This window comes from Vibrio sp. OPT41, from assembly GCF_015163595.1.
In the GTDB taxonomy this organism is placed as follows: Bacteria; Pseudomonadota; Gammaproteobacteria; order Enterobacterales; family Vibrionaceae; genus Vibrio; species Vibrio alginolyticus.
Window position 1 is genome coordinate 110335 of the sequence record NZ_JADDYH010000029.1, and the last position, 21672, is coordinate 132006.

Annotated in this window: 16 protein-coding genes; 12 read left to right on the top strand and 4 right to left on the bottom strand. The window is 44.8% G+C overall.

All coding sequences use genetic code 11. The features are described 5' to 3' along the window. The first annotated feature begins 1 nt into the window (after window position 1). On the top strand, window positions 2–1648 hold the full coding sequence (pgm, locus tag IQP38_RS13340) for a phosphoglucomutase (alpha-D-glucose-1,6-bisphosphate-dependent) (RefSeq protein WP_017634813.1): 1647 nt from the start codon (window positions 2–4) through the stop codon (window positions 1646–1648). Between the two features lie 61 nt (window positions 1649–1709). On the opposite strand, the gene IQP38_RS13345 is transcribed toward pgm, so the two are convergent. Then, on the bottom strand, window positions 1710–2483 hold the full coding sequence (locus IQP38_RS13345) for a DUF1853 family protein (protein ID WP_017634812.1): 774 nt from the start codon (window positions 2481–2483) through the stop codon (window positions 1710–1712). A gap of 232 nt (window positions 2484–2715) precedes the next feature. Between IQP38_RS13345 and IQP38_RS13350 the strand changes: the two genes are divergently transcribed. Next, the gene (locus IQP38_RS13350) at window positions 2716–3474 is read left to right on the top strand and encodes a Nif3-like dinuclear metal center hexameric protein (RefSeq protein WP_005382162.1); all 759 of its coding nucleotides are present in this window, start codon (window positions 2716–2718) and stop codon (window positions 3472–3474) included. 92 nt (window positions 3475–3566) lie between these two features. Here the strand turns inward: IQP38_RS13350 and IQP38_RS13355 are convergent, their stop codons facing one another. Continuing rightward, a complete protein-coding gene (locus IQP38_RS13355) occupies window positions 3567–4856 on the bottom strand; it encodes a citrate synthase (protein ID WP_005382163.1) in 1290 nt (429 codons plus the stop codon). A gap of 396 nt (window positions 4857–5252) precedes the next feature. Here IQP38_RS13355 and sdhC point away from each other — a divergent pair, with 396 nt between their 5' ends. The 8 genes from sdhC (at window position 5253) to sucD (ending at window position 14962) form a co-directional block, all read left to right on the top strand. Beyond that, window positions 5253–5645 (top strand): succinate dehydrogenase cytochrome b556 subunit, encoded by a 393-nt coding sequence (gene sdhC / locus IQP38_RS13360; RefSeq protein WP_017634811.1) that lies wholly within the window; start codon window positions 5253–5255, stop codon window positions 5643–5645. Then, a complete protein-coding gene (gene sdhD, locus IQP38_RS13365; RefSeq protein ID WP_005382169.1) occupies window positions 5639–5983 on the top strand; it encodes a succinate dehydrogenase, hydrophobic membrane anchor protein in 345 nt (114 codons plus the stop codon). The genes sdhC and sdhD overlap by 7 nt, the downstream gene beginning before the upstream one ends. After that, complete coding sequence (gene sdhA / locus IQP38_RS13370; RefSeq protein ID WP_005382172.1) at window positions 5984–7750, top strand: succinate dehydrogenase flavoprotein subunit; 1767 nt, start codon at window positions 5984–5986, stop codon at window positions 7748–7750. It begins immediately after the preceding gene. A 15-nt stretch (window positions 7751–7765) separates the two neighbouring features. Next, complete coding sequence (locus tag IQP38_RS13375) at window positions 7766–8476, top strand: succinate dehydrogenase iron-sulfur subunit (protein WP_005382174.1); 711 nt, start codon at window positions 7766–7768, stop codon at window positions 8474–8476. 171 nt (window positions 8477–8647) lie between these two features. Further along, window positions 8648–11473 carry a 2-oxoglutarate dehydrogenase E1 component gene (sucA, locus tag IQP38_RS13380; RefSeq protein ID WP_017634810.1) on the top strand — a complete coding sequence of 942 codons (2826 nt, stop codon included), beginning with the start codon at window positions 8648–8650 and terminating at the stop codon, window positions 11471–11473. 28 nt (window positions 11474–11501) lie between these two features. Then, window positions 11502–12710, top strand: coding sequence for a 2-oxoglutarate dehydrogenase complex dihydrolipoyllysine-residue succinyltransferase (gene odhB, locus IQP38_RS13385; protein ID WP_005382177.1), 1209 nt, complete (start codon window positions 11502–11504; stop codon window positions 12708–12710). Window positions 12711–12923: 213 nt separating this feature from the next. Then, window positions 12924–14090 (top strand): ADP-forming succinate--CoA ligase subunit beta, encoded by a 1167-nt coding sequence (sucC, locus tag IQP38_RS13390; RefSeq protein ID WP_005382179.1) that lies wholly within the window; start codon window positions 12924–12926, stop codon window positions 14088–14090. Beyond that, window positions 14090–14962, top strand: coding sequence for a succinate--CoA ligase subunit alpha (gene sucD, locus IQP38_RS13395; RefSeq protein ID WP_005382181.1), 873 nt, complete (start codon window positions 14090–14092; stop codon window positions 14960–14962). Before sucC ends, sucD begins: the two co-directional genes overlap by 1 nt. A gap of 119 nt (window positions 14963–15081) precedes the next feature. Here the strand turns inward: sucD and znuB are convergent, their stop codons facing one another. Together znuB and znuC are read right to left on the bottom strand one after the other, a co-directional pair. Further along, window positions 15082–15867 carry a zinc ABC transporter permease subunit ZnuB gene (gene znuB / locus IQP38_RS13400; RefSeq protein WP_005382183.1) on the bottom strand — a complete coding sequence of 262 codons (786 nt, stop codon included), beginning with the start codon at window positions 15865–15867 and terminating at the stop codon, window positions 15082–15084. Continuing rightward, window positions 15860–16648 carry a zinc ABC transporter ATP-binding protein ZnuC gene (gene znuC / locus IQP38_RS13405; protein ID WP_017634809.1) on the bottom strand — a complete coding sequence of 263 codons (789 nt, stop codon included), beginning with the start codon at window positions 16646–16648 and terminating at the stop codon, window positions 15860–15862. The genes znuB and znuC overlap by 8 nt, the downstream gene beginning before the upstream one ends. A gap of 78 nt (window positions 16649–16726) precedes the next feature. On the opposite strand from znuC, the gene znuA reads away from it, so the two are divergent. Together znuA and IQP38_RS13415 are read left to right on the top strand one after the other, a co-directional pair. After that, window positions 16727–17614 carry a zinc ABC transporter substrate-binding protein ZnuA gene (gene znuA, locus IQP38_RS13410; protein WP_176310841.1) on the top strand — a complete coding sequence of 296 codons (888 nt, stop codon included), beginning with the start codon at window positions 16727–16729 and terminating at the stop codon, window positions 17612–17614. 202 nt (window positions 17615–17816) lie between these two features. Beyond that, window positions 17817–21194, top strand: coding sequence for an AraC family transcriptional regulator (locus IQP38_RS13415; protein ID WP_193837654.1), 3378 nt, complete (start codon window positions 17817–17819; stop codon window positions 21192–21194). The last annotated feature ends 478 nt before the right edge of the window (window positions 21195–21672 follow it).

A 21672-nucleotide genomic window follows, 5' to 3' on the forward strand; every position in this document is an offset into this window, starting at 1 on the left:
CATGGCTATGCACCCTCGTGCTGGGCAAAAAGCGCAGCAGGAAGATCTTCACAATATCCCAGCACTCGTTGCTAACTACTTCTTACTTCAACCAGACGCGGCAAACGCAGAACACAAAGTTCAATTTGGTACTTCTGGCCACCGCGGTACTGCAGACAAGCACACTTTTAACGAAAACCACATTTTAGCGATCGCTCAAGCGGTAGCAGAAGTTCGTGCTGAGCAAGGCACAATTGGCCCGTTGTTTGTGGGTAAAGACACGCATGCGCTATCTGAGCCTGCTTTCTCAAGTGTGATTGAAGTACTGATTGCAAACGGTGTGAAAGTGATTGTCCAACAAGACAACGGTTACACGCCAACACCGGGTATTTCACACGCGATTCTGACTTACAACATCAAACACGATGAAAAAGCAGACGGTATCGTTATTACCCCATCACATAACCCACCACAAGACGGCGGTATCAAATACAATCCGACACATGGTGGTCCTGCAGAAGCTGAGTTGACTCAAGCTATCGAAGATCGTGCGAACGAATTGATTGCTGAAGGTTTACAAGGTGTTAAACGCCTACCACTAGCAGAAGCAAAAGCATCGGATCTGTTTGTAGAGATGGACTTGGTGAAGCCATACATCGATGACCTGGTGAACGTTATCGATATGGAAGCAATCCAAAAAGCGAACCTGAAGATTGGTGTAGATCCATTGGGTGGCAGCGGTATCGATTACTGGCGTCAAATTGGTCAGGCATACAACCTAGACCTAACGCTAGTAAGTGAATCGATCGATCCTTCTTTCCAATTCATGTCGCTAGATAAAGACGGCGTTGTGCGTATGGACTGTTCTTCTCCTTACGCAATGGCGGGTCTATTGGCACTGAAAGACGAATACGATTTAGCATTTGGTAACGATCCTGATTACGACCGTCACGGTATCGTTACGCCAAAAGGTTTGATGAACCCGAACCACTTCTTAGCCGTTTGTATTGACTACTTGTACCGTCATCGTGACGAGTGGGGTAAAGATGTCGCTGTTGGTAAAACACTAGTTTCAAGTGCGCTGATTGACCGTGTTGTTGCGGATCTAGGTCGTGAGCTATGTGAAGTGCCTGTTGGTTTCAAATGGTTTGTAGACGGTCTGTACACTGGTAAGTTTGGTTTCGGCGGCGAAGAAAGTGCTGGTGCGTCATTCCTTCGTAAAGATGGCACGCCTTGGTCAACAGACAAAGATGGCATCTTGCTATGCCTTCTAGCAGCAGAGATCACTGCGGTAACGGGTAAGAACCCTCAAGATTACTATGAAGAGCTAGCGGCGAAGCACGGTGAGTCGAAGTACAACCGTATTCAAGCTGTAGCAAATGGCCCACAAAAAGACGTATTGAAGAAGTTGTCACCAGAAATGGTTGCGGCTGAAACTCTAGCAGGTGATGCGATCACTGCTCGTCTAACGCATGCACCAGGCAATGGTGCTGCGATTGGTGGCCTTAAAGTAACGACAGCTAACGGTTGGTTCGCTGCTCGTCCATCAGGTACAGAAGATATCTACAAGATTTACTGTGAAAGCTTCAAAGGTGAAGAACATCTGAAACAAATCGAAGCTGAAGCACAAGAAATAGTTAATCAAGTATTTGCAGCCGCTGGTTTGTAAAACATCCAATGGTCAATGTATCTAGCAAAGGGTTGATGTGAAAACATCAACCCTTTCATGTTTAAGTGCCCCGAACCGCTTTATCTCCGGGCCATGAATCTGGTACCACAAACCAGAATTGACCGTCTTCCGTTTGTGCGTGTATGAATCGATCTAAAGGCTTTTCAATAGGTTGAGAGAAATCGTCTGTACCGATCGCCCAGCATGGTTTATGTAAATGATAAAGGGGTTTACCAATTAAATCCCATTGACTTTGATAGCACCAGTAACCACTAATCTGACTTGGATTTAATTCATAACCCAAGCACTCCTTAGGAGTTGGCTCTGGAGTAAACGGATTAATATAGAGTCGTCCTTGCATCATTAGGCGCTCTTCTGGAGAGTCGTTTAAAGGAATTATTTTTTGAAATTCCGGGCGATCGCTCATTTTCAGCTGATGCGTGAGCATTCTATCCAATTTTGCATGTAACTGGTCGTGAGCATTCGGGCCATACCAAATGCCGTTGTAAAGAAGATAAAACTTAATCGCCACTTCCCAATGTTCTATCTGATTTGATTCTGTATTCCTCAACACCAAATCGACAGCACCAATGGTCTTACCTTCAGCGTCGTTTAACTGAATTTCTTCGGCAATAATCTGATATCGTCCTGAATTAGAAAGAGCCGCAGTGCATAGGTGCTGATATAAAAAACCCAGTCTCGGATTACCATTGTATTGTTCTGAGCTATTCAAAGGTTTGACCGAGACATCTTCTAAGGTTGCAAACGGAGGGCGTAACTTGAAAAGCGGAGGTGAAGTGGCGATCCATTGGTAAAAGCGTTGCAGTTGGTTCATCCGTATCCCTAAATCTATGGTGAGGCGACAAGCTTTGTTATTGTAACTAAATTTGCTTTTGAGGGTAGGGTGGCTAGCATCGATATTAGGGTTCGAGATACACTTTAAAGACCTAAATGATATCAAGGTGCCAGATGTCAAAAACGTTGCTGTATCAACTAGGTTGCACTCTTTCGTCTGATTCCATCGAGAGGTTATTTAGGTTTACATGCGCTAGAAATTGGAAGTAATAATGAATAACTTAAAGCTAGAACAGATTCTTAATGACAAACTGTCACCGCAGTTAATTAAAGATTACGCACCAAATGGGTTACAGGTAGAAGGGAAATCAGCGGTAAAGCGTGTTATCACTGGCGTAACCGCCTCTCAAGCCTTAATCGATAAAGCGATTGAGCTTAATGCAGACGCATTGCTTGTTCATCATGGCTATTTTTGGAAAGGTGAGCCTGAGCCAATTCGTGGCATGAAAGGTAAACGAATTCGTAGCCTGATCAAAAATGATATCAACTTATATGGTTATCACCTTCCTCTAGATATTCATCCAGAGCTAGGCAACAACGCTGAATTAGCTCGCTTACTTGAAATCGAAGTAGAAGGTGGGCTTGAAGGGCACCCTCAGTCAGTTGCTATGTTTGGGCGCTTGAAAAAGCCGATGTCTGGTGTTGAATTTGCGAGTAAGATCAACCAAGTTCTTGAAAGAGAGCCTCTGCATATCGCTCCAGAGAATACTGATAAGATGATTGAGACAGTCGGCTGGTGTACTGGTGGAGGGCAGGATTTCATTGAACTTGCTGTACAGCACGGGCTGGATGCATTTATCTCTGGAGAAATTTCAGAGCGCACCACTTATACTGCTCGTGAAATGGACATTCATTACTTTGCTGCAGGTCATCATGCTACTGAGCGTTATGGTGTTCAGGCCTTAGGCAAATGGCTAGCGGATGAATATGGCCTACATGTGGAGTTTATCGATATTGATAATCCGGTTTAGCGTTCTCCATTAATAACGTTAAACGCAAAAAAGAAAAAAGGGTTGAGACGAAAATCTCAACCCTTTTGTTTGTCTATCTTCGTACTAAAAGATCATTCACGTTCGTGAAGTGGAGAAAACTCACGTTGTGTTTCGCCAGTGTATAGCTGACGAGGACGACCGATGCGGTTCAGTGGATCGCTGTGCATTTCGTTCCAGTGAGCAATCCAGCCGATGGTACGAGAAATCGCGAAGATAACCGTAAACATAGAAACTGGAATACCAATCGCTTTAAGAATGATACCTGAGTAGAAGTCTACGTTCGGGTACAGCTTCTTAGACACGAAGTACTCATCAGAAAGTGCAATGCGCTCAAGTTCCATTGCAACGTCTAGCAGAGGGTCTTGAATGTTTAGCTCTTTGAGAACTTCATGACACGTTTCGCGCATTACTGTCGCACGTGGGTCGTAGTTCTTGTAAACGCGGTGACCAAAGCCCATTAAGCGGAATGGGTCATCTTTGTCTTTCGCGCGGTCTACATATTCAGGGATGTTATCGACGCTGCCAATCTCTTCTAGCATTCTCAAGCAGGCTTCGTTTGCGCCACCGTGAGCAGGCCCCCAAAGGGATGCAATACCAGCGGCAATACATGCAAATGGGTTCGCACCAGAAGAGCCAGCTAGGCGAACAGTTGATGTCGACGCATTCTGTTCGTGATCCGCGTGTAGAGTGAAAATCTTATCCATCGCACGGGCAACCACAGGATTTACTTCATACTCTTCGCAAGGGTTTGCGAACATCATATGCAAGAAATTCTCTGCGTAGCTAAGGTCGTTACGAGGGTAAATAAATGGCTGACCGATAGAGTATTTGTAACACATCGCCGCCAGTGTTGGCATTTTTGACAGCAGACGGTACGCTGCAATTTCGCGGTGTTCGTCGTTGTTAATGTCAAGAGAGTCGTGATAGAAGGCTGCAAGTGCTCCAACTACACCACACATTACCGCCATTGGATGAGCATCGCGTCGGAAGCCATGGAAAAAGCTTGCGATTTGCTCGTGTACCATTGTGTGACGAGTAACGGTCGTTTTGAATTGCTCGTATTGTTCTCGGGTAGGGGCTTCACCATAAAGAAGGATGTAACATACTTCTAAGTAATCTGCGTTATTGGCTAATTGATCAATCGGGAAACCGCGGTGCAAAAGAATACCTTTGCCGCCATCGATGTACGTGATTGATGATTCACAAGATGCAGTGGCAAGAAAACCTGGGTCAAAAGTAAAGTAACCATTGGCTCCCAGCTTACGAACGTCAATTACAGGTGTACCTAGCGTACCGTCCATAATTGGCAGTTCGATTGGCGCTTGACCTTCAACATGAAGGGTCGCTTTCTTATCCGCCATAACAATCTCCTTTGTTTATTATTTAATCCGTCCAGGATGTTTATGTGCCATTTTTGTACTGTTGTTAAAGCTTAAAGTCAATTTTTCTCCATCTTTGTGTGCACTTGTTATGATTTTTCTCATGAAAATCGTTAAAAATCTGTTCTATGTAGCATAATTTGTTACACCAATTGTATTAGAATGTTGCTCGCCGTATATTGGCAAAGAAAATTTTAGTTAAATCCTTATAAATTCGGGGCTAGAAACAAAGAGTGAGGTTTGTTGCTGGATTCCGTTTGTTAACAACTTGTTTACAATTATCTGAGTGGTTACTCGCGATATTTGTTAAATGGATGTTAACTTTTGTACGTTTGGAAGCTGAAATTGGTTATAACAATAAATGCTCAATGGAGCTGAGTGAGCAAGCCCGTGAAAGAAAGAAAGTCAAGACCTGTTAATTTAGATTTACAGACCATCCACTTTCCTATCACAGCAATCGCATCCATCCTACACCGTGTGTCTGGGGTAATTACGTTTGTTGCGGTGGGTATATTACTGTGGTTACTATCCATTTCTCTGTCATCCCCAATGGGTTTTATGGAAGCCGCTGACATCGTCGATAGCTTCTTCGTAAAATTCATCCTGTGGGGAATTCTTACTGCACTTGCCTACCACATCGCAGGTGGTATCCGTCACTTATTGATGGATCTAGGTCACTTTGAAGAACTAGATTCAGGCACGATGAGCGCTAAAGTCGCGTTTGGTGCAACAGCAGTATTATCATTATTGGCGGGGATCTTGGTATGGTAAAACACGTATCTTCATTTGGTCGTAATGGTGTACACGATTTCCTACTAATTCGTGCAACTGCAATCATTATGACGCTATACACGATTTATCTGATTAGCTTCTGTGCATTTTCAGATATCTCTTACGCATCTTGGACCCAATTCTTTGGTGGTACCTTCACTAAAGTATTCACCATGTTGGCACTTGTCTCGATCCTGATTCACGCTTGGGTTGGTTTGTGGCAAGTATTAACTGATTACATTAAGTGCGCGAAACTACGTGGCGCACTACAACTTGGTGTTATTGCCGTGCTATTCGGCTATGTCTTCTCTGGTCTATTTATTCTGTGGGGTGCGTAAGTGTCTATTCCAGTTCGTGAGTTTGATGCCGTAGTAATCGGCGCTGGTGGTGCAGGTATGCGCGCTGCACTACAAATTTCAGAGCAAGGCCTATCATGTGCTTTGTTGTCAAAAGTATTTCCAACACGTTCTCATACTGTGTCTGCACAGGGCGGCATTACCGTTGCTCTGGGTAACTCGCACAAAGACGATTGGCAATGGCACATGTACGATACCGTTAAAGGTTCCGACTACATCGGTGACCAGAACGCGATTGAATACATGTGTAAAAATGGTCCTGAGTCAGTTATCGAGCTTGAAAAAATGGGTCTTCCATTCTCTCGTTTTGATAACGGTACCATATACCAACGTCCATTCGGTGGCCAATCTAAAGAGTTTGGTGGTGAGCAGGCTGCTCGTACAGCCGCTGCTGCAGACCGTACTGGTCACGCACTTCTTCACACGCTTTACCAGCAAAACGTAAAACACAAAACAACCATCTTCTCGGAGTGGTACGCTTTGGATCTTGTGAAAAACCAAGACGGCGCAATCATGGGTTGTACTGCGATTTGTATGGAAACGGGTGAAATCTGTTACTTCAAATCGAAAGCAACCATTCTAGCTACAGGTGGTGCAGGTCGTATTTACGCATCGACCACTAACGCGCACATCAACACGGGTGATGGCGTTGGTATGGCACTTCGCGCAGGCGTTCCAATGCAAGACATGGAAATGTGGCAGTTCCACCCAACAGGTATTGCTGGCGCGGGTGTTCTAGTGACGGAAGGTTGTCGTGGTGAAGGTGGTTACCTTCTAAATAAAGATGGTGAACGCTTCATGGAGCGCTACGCACCAAACGCGAAAGACCTTGCTGGTCGTGACGTGGTTGCTCGTTCAATGATGATTGAAATTCGTGAAGGCCGCGGCTGTGATGGTCCTTGGGGTCCACATATCAAGTTGAAACTTGATCACCTTGGTAAAGAAGTACTTGAATCACGTCTACCAGGTATCTGTGAACTGTCTCGTACATTTGCACACGTTGACCCAGTGAAAGAGCCAATTCCAGTAATTCCAACTTGTCACTACATGATGGGTGGTGTACCTACTCAAGTCTCTGGCCAAGCAATTAAGCAGAAGGCCGACGGTAGCGAGATGGAAGTACAAGGCCTTTACGCATGTGGTGAGATTGCTTCTGTATCGGTACACGGTGCTAACCGTCTGGGCGGCAACTCATTACTAGACTTGGTCGTATTTGGTCGTGCTACTGGCTTGCACCTTGGCGAAACGCTAGCAGCGCAAGCAGAAGCTCGTCCTGCAACAGAATCTGATATTGAAGCGTCTCTAGCGCGTACTATGCGTTGGGAAAACAGCACTGGTGGTGAAGATCCAGTTCAGATTCGTAAAGACCTACAAGCATGCATGCAAAACAGCTTCTCGGTATTCCGTGAAGGCGATGCGATGGCAACCGGTCTAGAAGAGTTGAAAGTGATTCGCGAACGTTTGAAAGATGCGCATCTAGCGGACAAGTCTTCAGAGTTCAACACGCAGCGTATTGAGTGTCTAGAACTTGATAACCTGATGGAAACCGCGTTTTCAACTGCCGTTGCAGCAAACTACCGTACAGAGAGTCGTGGCGCACATGCTCGTTTCGATTTCCCTGAGCGTGATGATGAGAACTGGCTATGCCACTCTATCTACAATCCGGAAACAGAAGCGATGACTAAGCGTGATGTAAACATGACGCCAACGCATCGTGAAGCTTTCCCGCCGAAAGTACGTACATACTAAAGGGAGGATACGACTATGAAATTAAACTTCTCTTTATACCGTTACAATCCGGATGTGGATACCAAGCCTTACATGAAAGAGTATACCCTTGAGGTAGACGAAGGCTCAGACATGATGGTGCTTGATGCATTGATTCTGCTAAAAGAGCAAGATCCAAGCATCGCGTTCCGTCGCTCATGCCGTGAAGGGGTATGTGGTTCTGATGGTTTGAATATGAATGGTAAAAACGGCCTAGCGTGTATCACACCGTTATCTGCTCTACAAGGCGATAAGATAGTTATTCGTCCACTACCAGGGTTACCTGTCGTGCGCGATCTTATCGTTGACATGACGCAGTTCTATGATAACTATGCGAAAGTTAAACCATTCTTGATTGATGATGGTGCATTACCACCATCACGTGAGAACCTACAATCGCCTGATGATCGTGCGCATTTAGATGGATTGTACGAATGTATCATGTGTGCATGTTGTACAACGTCTTGCCCATCATTCTGGTGGAACCCTGATAAATTCATCGGCCCAGCTGGTCTTCTCGCAGCGTACCGTTGGCTAATTGATAGCCGCGATACGGCAACAGATGAACGTTTGTCTGATCTTGATGATGCATTTAGCGTTTTTCGTTGCCATGGCATCATGAATTGTGTAAGTGTTTGTCCTAAGGGATTAAATCCGACGAAAGCCATCGGTCACATTAAGTCGATGTTGGTTAATCGTTCGGTTTAATTTACTCGCTCTTAGGAGTGTCGCAGTGTTGCGGATCACCCGATATGACCGCTTCACTGCTTCAGTAATATTCGAGTAAAGAATACAAAAATTGCCGACCGTATTTTTAGTCGGCTCTTATAGCTCGGCAAAGACCGAAGCAAACGTGAAAACTACTGGTTAAGGGAAAATATGCACAACGGCGTGATGAAGGCATGGCTCGAGTCTTCACACTTGGCTGGCGCCAATGCAACGTATGTAGAGGACCTCTACGAACTGTATCTAAGTGATCCCGATCTGGTAAGTGAGGAGTGGAAACGTGTTTTTGAAGGCTTGCCTAAGCCATCAGAAGAAGTGGCAGAACAACCACATTCACGTGTCCGCGACTACTTCCGACGACTCGCTAGAGAAACAAAGCATTACAATGTCCAAGTTAGTGACCCAGATGTCGATGCAAAACAAGTAAAAGTTCTACAGCTAATCAACGCATACCGTTTCCGCGGGCATGAAGCTGCAGAATTAGACCCACTAGGTCTATGGCAACGCCCAACAGTGGCGGAGTTAGACCCTGCTTTTCATAATCTTACCGAAGATGACTTCGAAGAAACTTTCAACGTAGGTTCTTTTGCTGTTGGGCAAGAAACCATGAAGTTGAAAGATATCTATGAAGCCCTCAACAAAACTTATTGCGGTTCCATCGGTGCTGAATACATGCACATGACTGACACAGAGCAAAAGCGTTGGATTCAGCAACGCCTTGAGTCTGTCGTAGGCCAGCCATCATTCAACAAAGATGAGAAGCGCACATTCCTAGAAGAGCTAACAGCCGCTGAAGGTTTGGAGCGTTACCTCGGGGCGAAATTCCCAGGTGCAAAACGTTTCTCTTTAGAAGGTGGTGATGCGCTGATTCCGATGACGAAAGAGTTGATCCGTCATGCGGGTACAAGTGGGATGCGTGAAGTGGTTATCGGTATGGCTCACCGCGGTCGTTTGAACATGCTGGTGAACGTACTTGGTAAGAAACCTCAAGACCTGTTTGATGAGTTCGCCGGTAAACACGACGAAACTTGGGGGACGGGTGATGTGAAATATCACCAAGGTTTCTCTGCTGATTTTGCGACTCCAGGCGGTGATGTTCACTTAGCGCTTGCATTTAACCCATCACACCTAGAAATCGTAAACCCGGTAGTCATGGGCTCAGTTCGAGCACGTCAAGACCGCTTGGGTGATAATCAAGGTAGCAAAGTACTTCCTATCACCATCCATGGTGATTCTGCAATCGCTGGTCAGGGTGTGGTTGCCGAAACGTTCAACATGTCTCTTGCTCGTGGGTTCCAAGTTGGTGGTACGGTACGTATCGTCATCAACAACCAAGTAGGCTTTACGACGTCTAATCCTCGTGACACGCGTTCTACGATGTACTGTACCGATATCGCGAAGATGGTGCAGGCGCCAATTTTCCATGTAAATGCAGATGACCCAGAAGCAGTTGCTTTTGTTACTCGCATTGCATTGGATTACCGTAACGAGTTCAAGCGTGATGTCGTGATCGATCTTGTATGTTACCGTCGCCACGGTCACAATGAGGCGGATGAGCCAAATGCGACTCAGCCTTTGATGTACCAGAAAATCAAAAAGCATCCTACACCACGCAAATTGTATGCAGATGTTCTGATCGATAAAAATGAATCAGATATCGAGACAGCGACTCAGTTAGTCAATGAGTATCGCGATGCATTAGATCGCGGTGAAGTGGTTGTTAAAGAATGGCGTCCAATGGCGTTGCACTCTGTAGACTGGTCCCCTTACTTAGGGCACGAATGGGATATGGAGTGGGATTCAAAATACGACAAGACACGCCTTATTGAGCTAGGCAATCGTCTGTGTCAGTACCCAGAAAGCCATAAACTGCAAAGCCGTGTTAATAAGCTATACAACGATCGTCTAGCAATGATGACCGGTGAAAAAGCTATTGACTGGGGTATGGCTGAAACATTGGCATATGCTACATTGGTTGACGATGGCAAGCGTATTCGTCTTTCTGGTCAGGACTCGGGTCGTGGTACTTTCTTCCACCGTCACTCGGTTCTTCATAACCAAACCGATGCAAGCACTTACATTCCATTAGCGAATATTCATGACAACCAAGGGCCATTCCAAGTCTTTGACTCAGTATTGTCAGAAGAAGCTGTGTTGGCGTTTGAATACGGTTACGCAACAGCCGAACCAGGTGGTTTAACTATCTGGGAAGCACAATTTGGTGATTTTGCCAACGGTGCACAAGTTGTTATCGACCAGTTTATCTCGTCAGGCGAGCAAAAGTGGGCGCGTTTGTGCGGTCTTACTATGCTTCTACCTCATGGTTATGAAGGTCAAGGTCCTGAGCACTCATCTGCACGTTTAGAGCGTTACCTTCAGCTTTGTGCTGAGCAAAATATGCAGGTTGTGGTTCCTTCAACACCGGCTCAGGTGTACCACATGATTCGTCGTCAGGTTGTACGCCCAATGCGTCGACCTCTCATTGTTATGTCACCGAAATCTTTGCTGCGCCACCCTCTATGTACTTCAACGATTGAAGACTTGGCGGATGGTACATTCCAATCTGCAATTCCAGAAGTAGATGATTTAGAACCAAGCAAAGTGAAACGTGTCGTGTTCTGTGCTGGTAAGGTTTACTTTGACCTACTAGAGCAGCGCCGTAACAACGAGCAAGACGATGTTGCTATCGTGCGTATTGAACAGCTTTACCCATTCCCAATGGAAGAAGTACAAACAGCAATTGCTCAATACACTAACGTTGAAGACTTCGTGTGGTGTCAGGAAGAACCTCAGAACCAAGGTGCTTGGTACTGTAGCCAACATAACTTCCGTGCCGCTATTCCTGCAGGTGCAAATCTTAAATACGCAGGTCGCCCAGCTTCTGCTTCGCCAGCAGTTGGCTACATGTCGGTGCACTTGAAACAACAAAAAGCGTTGGTTGAAGACGCTCTGAACGTGAACTCAAAAACTTCGAATTAAGAACTAGAAGTTAAAGGAAGAAACAGATATGACAATTGAAATTCTGGTTCCAGATTTACCTGAATCAGTTGCTGATGCAACCGTAGCGACATGGCACAAACAACCGGGCGACGCAGTAGAGCGTGACGAGGTTTTGGTTGACATCGAAACAGACAAAGTTGTGCTAGAAGTTCCAGCTCCGGAAGCTGGCGTTTTGGAAGCTATTGTTGAAGCAGAAGGTGCGACAGTACTTTCTAAACAAATCATTGCTAAATTGAAGCCAGGCGCAGTTGCAGGTGAACCAACTGCAGACAAAACAGAAGGTACTGAAGCATCTCCTGATAAGCGTCACAAAGCTGCGCTTAGCGAAGAAAGTAATGACGCATTAAGCCCAGCAGTGCGCCGTTTGTTGGCTGAACATGGCTTAGAAGCAAGCCAAGTGAAAGGCACTGGTGTTGGTGGTCGTATTACGCGTGAAGATATTGAAGCGCATCTTGCGAACGCTAAATCTGCGTCAAAAGAAGACTCGCCAGCAGTGGTTGACGTGCCGGCAGCGGCTCGCAGTCAGAAGCGTGTTCCAATGACTCGCCTTCGTAAGACAGTCGCTAACCGTCTGCTAGAAGCGAAGAACAACACGGCAATGCTAACGACGTTTAACGAAGTGAACATGAAACCAATCATGGACCTTCGTAAGCAGTACAAAGATCAGTTCGAAGAGCGTCACGGTATTCGTTTGGGCTTCATGTCTTTCTACGTGAAAGCAGTAACAGAAGCGCTTAAGCGTTACCCAGAAGTAAATGCTTCGATTGATGGCGATGACATTGTTTACCACAACTACTTCGACATTAGCATGGCGGTATCAACTCCACGTGGTCTAGTTACACCTGTCCTAAAAGACTGTGACAAGCTTGGTTTCGCTGATGTTGAAAAAGGCATCAAAGAGCTGGCTATTAAAGGTCGTGATGGCAAGCTAACGGTAGACGAGCTAATGGGCGGTAACTTCACTATCACAAACGGTGGTGTGTTCGGTTCACTAATGTCTACACCAATCATCAACCCACCTCAATCAGCGATTCTTGGTATGCATAAGATCCAAGAGCGTCCGATGGCAGTGGATGGCAAAGTTGAAATCTTGCCGATGATGTACCTAGCGTTATCTTACGATCACCGCCTAATTGATGGTCGTGAATCAGTTGGCTTCCTAGTAACGATTAAAGAGTTACTAGAGGACCCAGCACGTCTCCTATTAGACGTTTAATATCGCTAAAACGTCTAGTTATCGTAGGTAGCTAGACGTTAAAAATTTCAATGGCTAGACTAGCTCAACGTTTGGCCTTCATTTGAATCCTTCAGTATGAGAACTCATGATGAAGGATTGATTTGAGAAGACCCTACAGACGTACAAGCAGCCAAGACTGCAGCGTTATGGAAATAATAAATCCCTTAAGGGAAAAACAAACGGAATATCGAAATGAATTTGCATGAATACCAAGCCAAACAGCTGTTTGCAGAATTCGGTTTGCCTGTGCCAGAAGGCTACGCGTGTGATACACCACAAGAAGCTTTTGAAGCCGCAGGCCGTATTAGTACAGCCAAGAAAGTAGTTAAATGTCAGGTTCACGCTGGTGGCCGTGGTAAAGCGGGTGGCGTAGAGCTACACGATACAAAAGAAGGCGTTAAAGAGTTTGCACAGAAGTGGTTAGGTAAAAACCTAGTGACTTACCAAACTGACGCTAACGGTCAGCCAGTAACAAAAATCCTTGTTGAAGAAGCTTCAAATATTGCGAACGAACTATACCTAGGTGCGGTAGTTGACCGTGCTAGCCGTAAGATCGTTTTCATGGCTTCTACCGAAGGTGGTGTGGAAATTGAAAAAGTTGCGGAAGAAACGCCGGAACTCATCCACAAAGCAGCAATTGACCCACTAGTAGGTCCACAAGCTTACCAAGGTCGTGAGCTAGCGTTCAAACTTGGTCTTGAAGGCGACCAAATCAAACAATTCGTTAAGATCTTTATGGGTCTTGGCACTATGTTCTCTCAGTACGATCTTGCTCTGCTAGAGATCAACCCACTTGTGATTACTGGCGAAGGCAACTTGCTATGTCTTGACGGTAAGATCAACATCGACTCAAACGCACTGTATCGTCAGCCTAAGCTTCGTGAAATGCACGATCCTTCACAAGAAGATGAGCGTGAAGCACACGCAGCTCAGTGGGAGCTGAACTACGTAGCACTAGACGGTAACGTTGGCTGTATGGTTAACGGTGCAGGCCTAGCAATGGGTACGATGGATATCGTAAACCTACACGGCGGCAAACCAGCTAACTTCTTAGATGTAGGTGGCGGCGCGACGAAAGAGCGTGTTGCTGAAGCATTCAAGATCATCCTATCTGATGACAATGTGAAAGCGGTACTTGTTAACATCTTCGGTGGTATTGTACGTTGTGACATGATCGCAGAAGGTATTATCGGTGCGGTTAAAGAGGTAGGCGTAAGCGTACCTGTTGTTGTTCGTCTTGAAGGTACTAACGCTGACCTAGGTCGCGAAGTTCTTGCTAATTCTGATGTTGATATCATTGCTGCTGAGTCGCTAACTGATGCTGCTCAGAAAGTTGTTGCTGCTGCGGAGGCTAAATAATGTCTGTATTAATTAACAAAGACACTAAAGTAATCTGTCAGGGGTTCACTGGTGGTCAAGGTACTTTCCACTCAGAGCAAGCTATCGCATACGGTACGCAAATGGTTGGTGGTGTGTCTCCAGGTAAAGGCGGCCAAACTCACCTAGGTCTTCCTGTATTCAACACAGTACGCGAAGCAGTAGAAGCGACTGGCGCAACAGCGACAGTCATCTACGTACCAGCACCTTTCTGTAAAGATGCAATCCTAGAAGCGATTGACGCGGGTATCGAGCTAATCGTAACGATTACTGAAGGTATCCCTACTACAGATATGATCGACGTAAAAGTGAAGCTAGAAGAAACTGGCGTTCGCATGATTGGCCCTAACTGTCCGGGCGTTATCACTCCTGATGAGTGTAAGATCGGTATCATGCCTGGTCACATCCACAAGAAAGGAAAAGTAGGTATTGTATCTCGTAGCGGTACTCTAACTTACGAAGCAGTTAAACAAACCACTGACGAAGGTTTCGGCCAGTCTACTTGTGTTGGTATCGGTGGTGACCCAATCCCGGGTTCAAACTTCATTGATATCCTAAAACTGTTCCAAGAAGACCCTGAGACAGAAGCGATCGTTATGATCGGTGAGATCGGTGGTACTGCAGAAGAAGAAGCAGCAGCATACATTAAAGAAAATGTAACGAAGCCAGTGGTTTCTTACATTGCTGGTGTAACTGCACCTCCTGGTAAGCGTATGGGCCATGCTGGTGCGATTATCTCTGGTGGTAAAGGTACTGCTGAAGACAAATTCGCTGCACTAGAAGCGGCTGGCGTTAAAACTGTGAAATCTCTAGCAGAGATTGGCCAAGGTCTACGTGAAGTGACGGGTTGGTAATCGACCACACTACTTAATAAGTATTAAAAAGCCTGCGATTTCGCAGGCTTTTCTTTTTCCGTTTCCGTGGATTTATGTTTGTTGTTAGCAAGGTCTTTCGCGTTTAATACTCAATGCGATTATGCTTTGCTTTTAATCAGCTGGCTCAGCATAAATAAGGATGTTGCGCTGATCACTACGGAAGGGCCGGCCGGTGTATCGAAGTGCCATGATAGGCTAAGCCCCATCAGTACTGCCACAGAGCCAATAATGGATGCGAACAATGCCATTTGCTCTGGTGATGAAGAGACTTTACGTGCTGTTGCTGCTGGGATAATTAGGAGCGAAGTCATGATCAACGCGCCAACGAACTTCATACCTACTGCGATTACTACACCCACCATTAGCATTAACACCAATCTAACTAAGTCTGTATTCACGCCCTCAACAGCGGCAAGTTCTTCACTAACAGTGCTAGAAAGCAGTGGGCGCCAGAAGACGTACAAACACGCGCTTACCGCAACAACACCTGCGTAAATAAACATCAGATCTTGTGGAGAGACGGCAAGTAAGTCCCCAAATAGGTAGCTCATTAAATCGACGCGCACGTTTTCCAAAAAGCTAACCGATACTAAACCGATAGAGAGTGCACTGTGTGCCAAGATACCTAACAACGTGTCTGTAGCCACAAGTTGTTGCTTTTGCAGAGTGACAAGCAAAACGGCCAGAGCTAAACAGCAGACGAGTAGCGCAAGGTAGAGATTTACGTTGAGCAAGAAGCCCAGCGCTAGGCCCATTAACGATGCATGAGCTAGGGTATCTCCGAAGTAAGCCATTTTACGCCAAACGACAAATGACCCAAGTGGACCGGCAATGATCGCGATACCAATACCAGCAAGAATAGAAGGTAGGAGAAACTCAATCATGATGGTGATGTCCGTGTTTATGGTGGGAGCATGATATCGCATCACCGCTTACTGGCGTTCCGGATAAATCGTGATGATGGTGCTCATGGTCGTGATGATAAAACGCGAGAGACTCTCTCGCTGCATTGCCAAATAGTGCGATGTAAGAAGGGTGCTGAGTAATAGTGGCAGGTGAACCTGAGCAGCAAACATGGTGATGCAGACAAATAACATCGTCCGTTTTCGCCATCACTAAATGTAAGTCATGCGATACCATAAATACGCCACAATCAAAGCGGTGACGAATGCTCTCAATTAAGTCATAGAGATCGATTTGACCTTGGATATCCACCCCCTGAGCTGGTTCGTCTAATACCAATAGCTGAGGACGTTGAAGCAGAGCGCGAGCCAGTAACACTCGTTGGTTTTCACCACCGGATAAGCGATGCATATTACTATTAAGTAAATGTTCAGCGCCAACAAGCCGTAATGCATCAATGCACTCCTGCTTACTGTATTTTCCTGCTAAATTTAGAAAGCGGGTTACATTCAATGGAAGGGAGTCATTGAGCTTCAACTTTTGAGGAACGTAACCAATTTTCAGTTTTCTTTGTCGGTTCAACTTGCCGCTAGTTGGCTTTTGAAGACCTAAGATAACTTTGACTAACGTTGATTTTCCCGCTCCATTGGGACCAATTAGGGTAGTTATTTTGCCCTTTTCTAATTCCATACTAATGTTATCGAGAACTCTGCGGCCATCGAACTCGACGCATAACTGCTCAAGATGGACTAAGGAAGACATGAATGAAACTCATTTGCAAATCAATAATGTTATAATGTAACATTATCTCACTTTCCACGCCATATCCCAAGTAAAACTATGAAAAGAGCATTAATTCTTGCTGCCTCAGCAATGTTAACACTGCCAGCACAGGCGGTAACGGTACTGACGAGTATCAAACCTATTCAGTTGTTAGTAACAGAGCTTACTCAAGGAGTAACTTCACCAGACGTGCTATTGCAGTCTAACACATCACCCCATGACTATGCTTTGCGTCCATCGGATGTTAAAAAGGTCGCTTCGGCTGATTTGGTTATCTGGTACGGACATGATCTTGAACCGTTTCTAGAGAAAGTTGTTTCGGATAGATCGAATACTTTGACTATTAGTCAAATTCCAAATCTAGAATTGCGTGAATTTGATAGTGAGCACAACCATGACCATGATGGGCACGATCATGGCTCACATGATCCGCACTTTTGGCTAGGTGTAAGCCAAGCACAACAAGTGGCCAAGGCTGTTGTGAATCAACTTGTATCACTTGATCCGGAAAATGCAGCTCAATATCAAGCGAACCTCAAAAAGTTTGAACTCGAGCTAAAAGACACTGACCAACAGATAAAGCAGAAGCTGGCACCAGTAAAAAGCAAAGGTTACTTTGTATTCCATGATGCTTACGGTTATTTCGAAGATCGTTATGAACTAAATCAAATGGGGCATTTTACTGTGAGCCCAGAACGCAAGCCAGGAGCGAAGACCTTAATTCAAATTCGTCAAAAGCTAAGTGGTGGAGATGTGGCTTGTGTATTTTCTGAACCTCAGTTTACCCCGGCTGTCGTTCAGAGCGTAATGAGAGGCAGTGATGTCGCTAAAGGCGAGCTTGACCCGTTAGGGAGTACAATTGAAGCAAAACCTGGCAGTTACTTTACTTTTCTCAACAATATGGCGAATAGTTTTGAGCAATGCTTGAACAAAAAGTCAGATTAAGTGCTGTCGTAATGTAGGAGTAGTCTTTTTAACGTGATCCAGTAGTAAGAATTACAACCTTTGGTAAGGCGAGCCTTTTCTCAGAAAGTAATTGAGATATCATTACCAATAATTATCAGCTCAAAATAACCGTATAAATCCATGTTTTACAAACGATGAACGGTCACTTTCAGAGCACAAATTGATACAAAAGGTTTTCGTCTTGCTACGCCAATTAGCCCTTGCTCTGTTGGGCTTTATCTTATCCTACCAAGCATTTGCGCTTCATAATGCAAATGCAATCTTTTACCCTTTGCCAACTCAGGCAAAGGGTACTTTTATCGCGGCTAAAAAGTTGTTCTTGGGTGAAAAGGGCGGTTTGTGGATTCATGACGTACACGGGAGAGTCCTGTTTTACGATGGTCAAACTATATTGCCTAAATCAGGTAGCTTCCTACAAACGTCGGCCAAGCAGTTGGCTTATCATAAAGGTGCTTTTTGGACCTTTATTGAAAATGAGGTCTATCGAACTTATCCAAATCAGGAGCGACGTTTAGTCTTTAGTTTAAATCCAGGCTCACAAATAAGAAAAATAGGGTCTTCAAAGAACTATATTTGGGTGAGTGATGGCGCGCATTTCTATACCTACAATATCGACACTAGCGAGTTAAACTCTTTCTCTCTATTGCAGCTCTATCAACATAGTAATAATAGCTACGTTTACATTAATGATGCGGTGCTAGTTGAAACGAAGTGGGCACTAGCAACGACTTCCGGCTTCTATCTTTCTGAAGGTGATAAGTTTGACCATGTCGCTGCCTCAGGTCAAAACTACATTGAGAAAGTCTATTATTCACACACGCGAAGAGAAATTTTGATAGGTACATTGCGTGGCGCTTTAATTTTCAACATTTACCAGCCTGATAAAGAAGTGATTAGAATTGGCGGCTCACATGTTTTGACATTCGCAGAGACAAATCAAGAGTACTGGGTGGGGACAGAGCATGGCCTTTATTTGTACTCATTTTTTTCAGGTGAGGTCACCGAAGTCGCGCCTGCAAGTTTTCTTGAGTTAGAGTTAGATAACACGAAGATTTATTCGTTGTTGAGTGACAATATGGGAGGGATGTGGATTGCGACTAACCAAGGTATTCGTTATTACTCGCTATTTAGTAAAAAATTTGAACGAGTGACCTTTAGTAGTTATGACTCACACACCCTATCAGGACGAATTCGGCAAACTATTGAAGGTCCTGATGGTGCGCTTTGGTTTGCTGATGACCGAAAGATTTATCGTTCAGGAAAGAGTGGGATTAACCAAGTCTTAGAGTTGGAGTCGCAGATCAATGAATTTGCGTTTCAAAACGGCATGCTTTGGCTTGCAACCTCAAAAGGGCTGGAAATATTTGAGCTAAATGGTCTCAACAAGATTACATTTCCTTATTTACAGGTTATGGCCGGACATGCCGTAGAGCATGTGACCGTTGATGGTGATGACCGTCTTTGGGTATCAAGCGGATACCATCTTTACAATGTTGATACTGCTGCACAAAGCGTACGAAACTTTGGAAGTGAGTGGCTAGTAAGTCAGTATTTGCCTGCTAAGGTTACGCGCCTATATGATACTGAAGATGCCCTATTAATAGGCACCGATCATGGCGTATACCAATACAGTAATGACAACATCCAGTTTATCCGTTTTTCAGAAAAGTTTGGTGAATCATTAGACATGACCACGGCGGTTGATGGCAGCCAGTGGTTTGCTTCATCTTATGGTGTGTTTAAAACTGATACACGAAGCGATGAAAAACGTGTTGTTGAAATGAGTGAGCCCAACGCCAGACCTGCTTGCTTGATCAGAGACAGGCAAGGTGTATGGTTAGCTTCCTCTGTCGGTTTAAGCTATTACCACCTTTCGGGTGAGTTAGTGAAACATTACGCATCGTCATCAGGCTTAATGAACAATGAGTTCCTCCCTGGTATTTGTAGCGTTATACAGCAGACAGAAATTGGTGAGCGAGAGCTTGTTCTGGGGTCGAAGTACGGACTCGTAAAAGCAGAAGCATCCAAGCTGCTTGTATCTAATCCCCCAGAGTCTAAGTTTATTGTTAGCCAAGTTGTGCTTGAAAATGAAGTTCTGCAAGTTGGTAGTGCCGATCTGAATGGGATCACACTGCCATATGGATCTTCGCTGAGTTTTTTATTCGGTGTGATGCCAAAACCAGACAGTCAAAATTTGTACTATCGATTGAACAACGATGACCCATGGCAAACGTTAGAGGGGGGCCAACTGACACTCGAGCACCTTAGTTCCGGTGAATATCACTTGCAGGTCAGTAATGAGTCTCAAGTTGCCGCTGGAGTCGTTGGTTTAGAATCTCACTTTATCGTCCTTCATCCTTGGTATCTATCGCGATTTGCTATTTTAGGCTTTGTCGTAGCTAGTATTGCGGTCGTCGCATTACTTGTTTTCTGGCGCTCTCGCTACGTTGTACAGGCTAACCGTGATCTAGCAGCTCAAGTGACTCTCAAAACGAATCAGTTAAGACATCAAAGTAGAGTGTTGCTTACGAGCAACCAGCAATTACGTAAACAGATTCAAGTTAGAAACCTACTCGTAGACCATGTAGCTCTATCCATAAAATCAAGCGTCGACTTTATTGTGGCGAAACTACCTATGCCTCTGGATACTGCGACAGAGGATCATTTGGCTAAAACGAATTGGCAGTTAAATGAACTCAAAAGTGTTCCAAGTGATGTAAGTGGTGGGAGTCAGAACTACAACTTGAGTCAGATAACTCAGTCAGTGGTTGATGTATGGCAAGATGACTTTGCAAAAGCGGGTATTTTGGTAGAGCTAGAAGATGAGAGTAAGCAGAGCCGGGTTGCTCTGGAAAGCTTTAATCTTGATGTTATTTTCAATAGCATTTTTGCCAATATCATCAAGCGCTCTTTCCGGGGTCAAACGGTTAGAATTATGCTAGAAAAGGGGCATGATATTGTGTCATTGAGCTTTCTTGATTACGGGACGCAATTACCTAATAAAGTCGCGACTGGGCTTCCATCTAACTTAAATCACTCTGAGTTGAGTATTGACCACCTTGCCCAACTAGTGACAACGAGTGGTGGTTATTTGGCTGTCTTCTCTTCTGATGCTCAAAACAAAGTCGAGATTACATGGCCATCTGCGAAGGAAAGTAGTTATCTGGATGAACCGCAGCAAGAACTCAATCCTGTAACTATTGCAGAAGATCAAGTCACACCAGAGAAAGAGTGGTTGCAAAAAGTCTATCAATTAGTGGCAGAGCATTACCATGATCCTGAATTTGGCACTGCGTCAGCCGCTAAAATGCTGTATATGTCTGAACGCTCTTTGCAGAGACGTTTTAAATCTGCCTCGTCAAGAACGTTAAAAGACTATGTCACAGAGGTTCGTTTGGAAACGGCGTGTGAAAAGTTATTGGCGGGTGAGAAAATCAGTGAAGTCGCCTTTAACTGTGGCTTTAATGATCCATCTTACTTTAGCCAAAAGTTTAAGCTGCATTTTGGTTTGCCCCCTTCCAAGTTTGCTTTGACTCAAGAAAGCCAAGAAATTAACTAGAAAACCTTCATTATACGCTCCCTAATTAATAGTTAAGATGCTGGGGAGCTGCATACAGTGCTCTATTATTGCTGCAGTTGCTAACGCAGTAAGTTTCATTGTTTCTTCATCACATCTAGCCTACAAATCCATTCTCAACACGTAAGCACGATCACGTTCTATCTGTTAGTCGCGATGTTCATAGCAATAAGCATAAATGGCTTCAAGAGAATGATTTACTGATAGTTGCAACAAATAAATGACAGTTGTATTGCTGTATCAAAAGAGCGTTGTTCATTTGGGGGAGTGATGGCATGCGACATTCGTGAAAACGAAAACTGTGTTGAAAAGATGGATAAGGTAAAGAAGTTTTGAAAGAGGTGAAAAAAATATCGTGGTATAGCCGGGGGGACTATACCACGGGTGTCAAGGACACCTTCGCTTGCTGCCGGAGTGACATGTTGCCATGCCACCTCTGGAATTTATTAGAGAGGTTGCC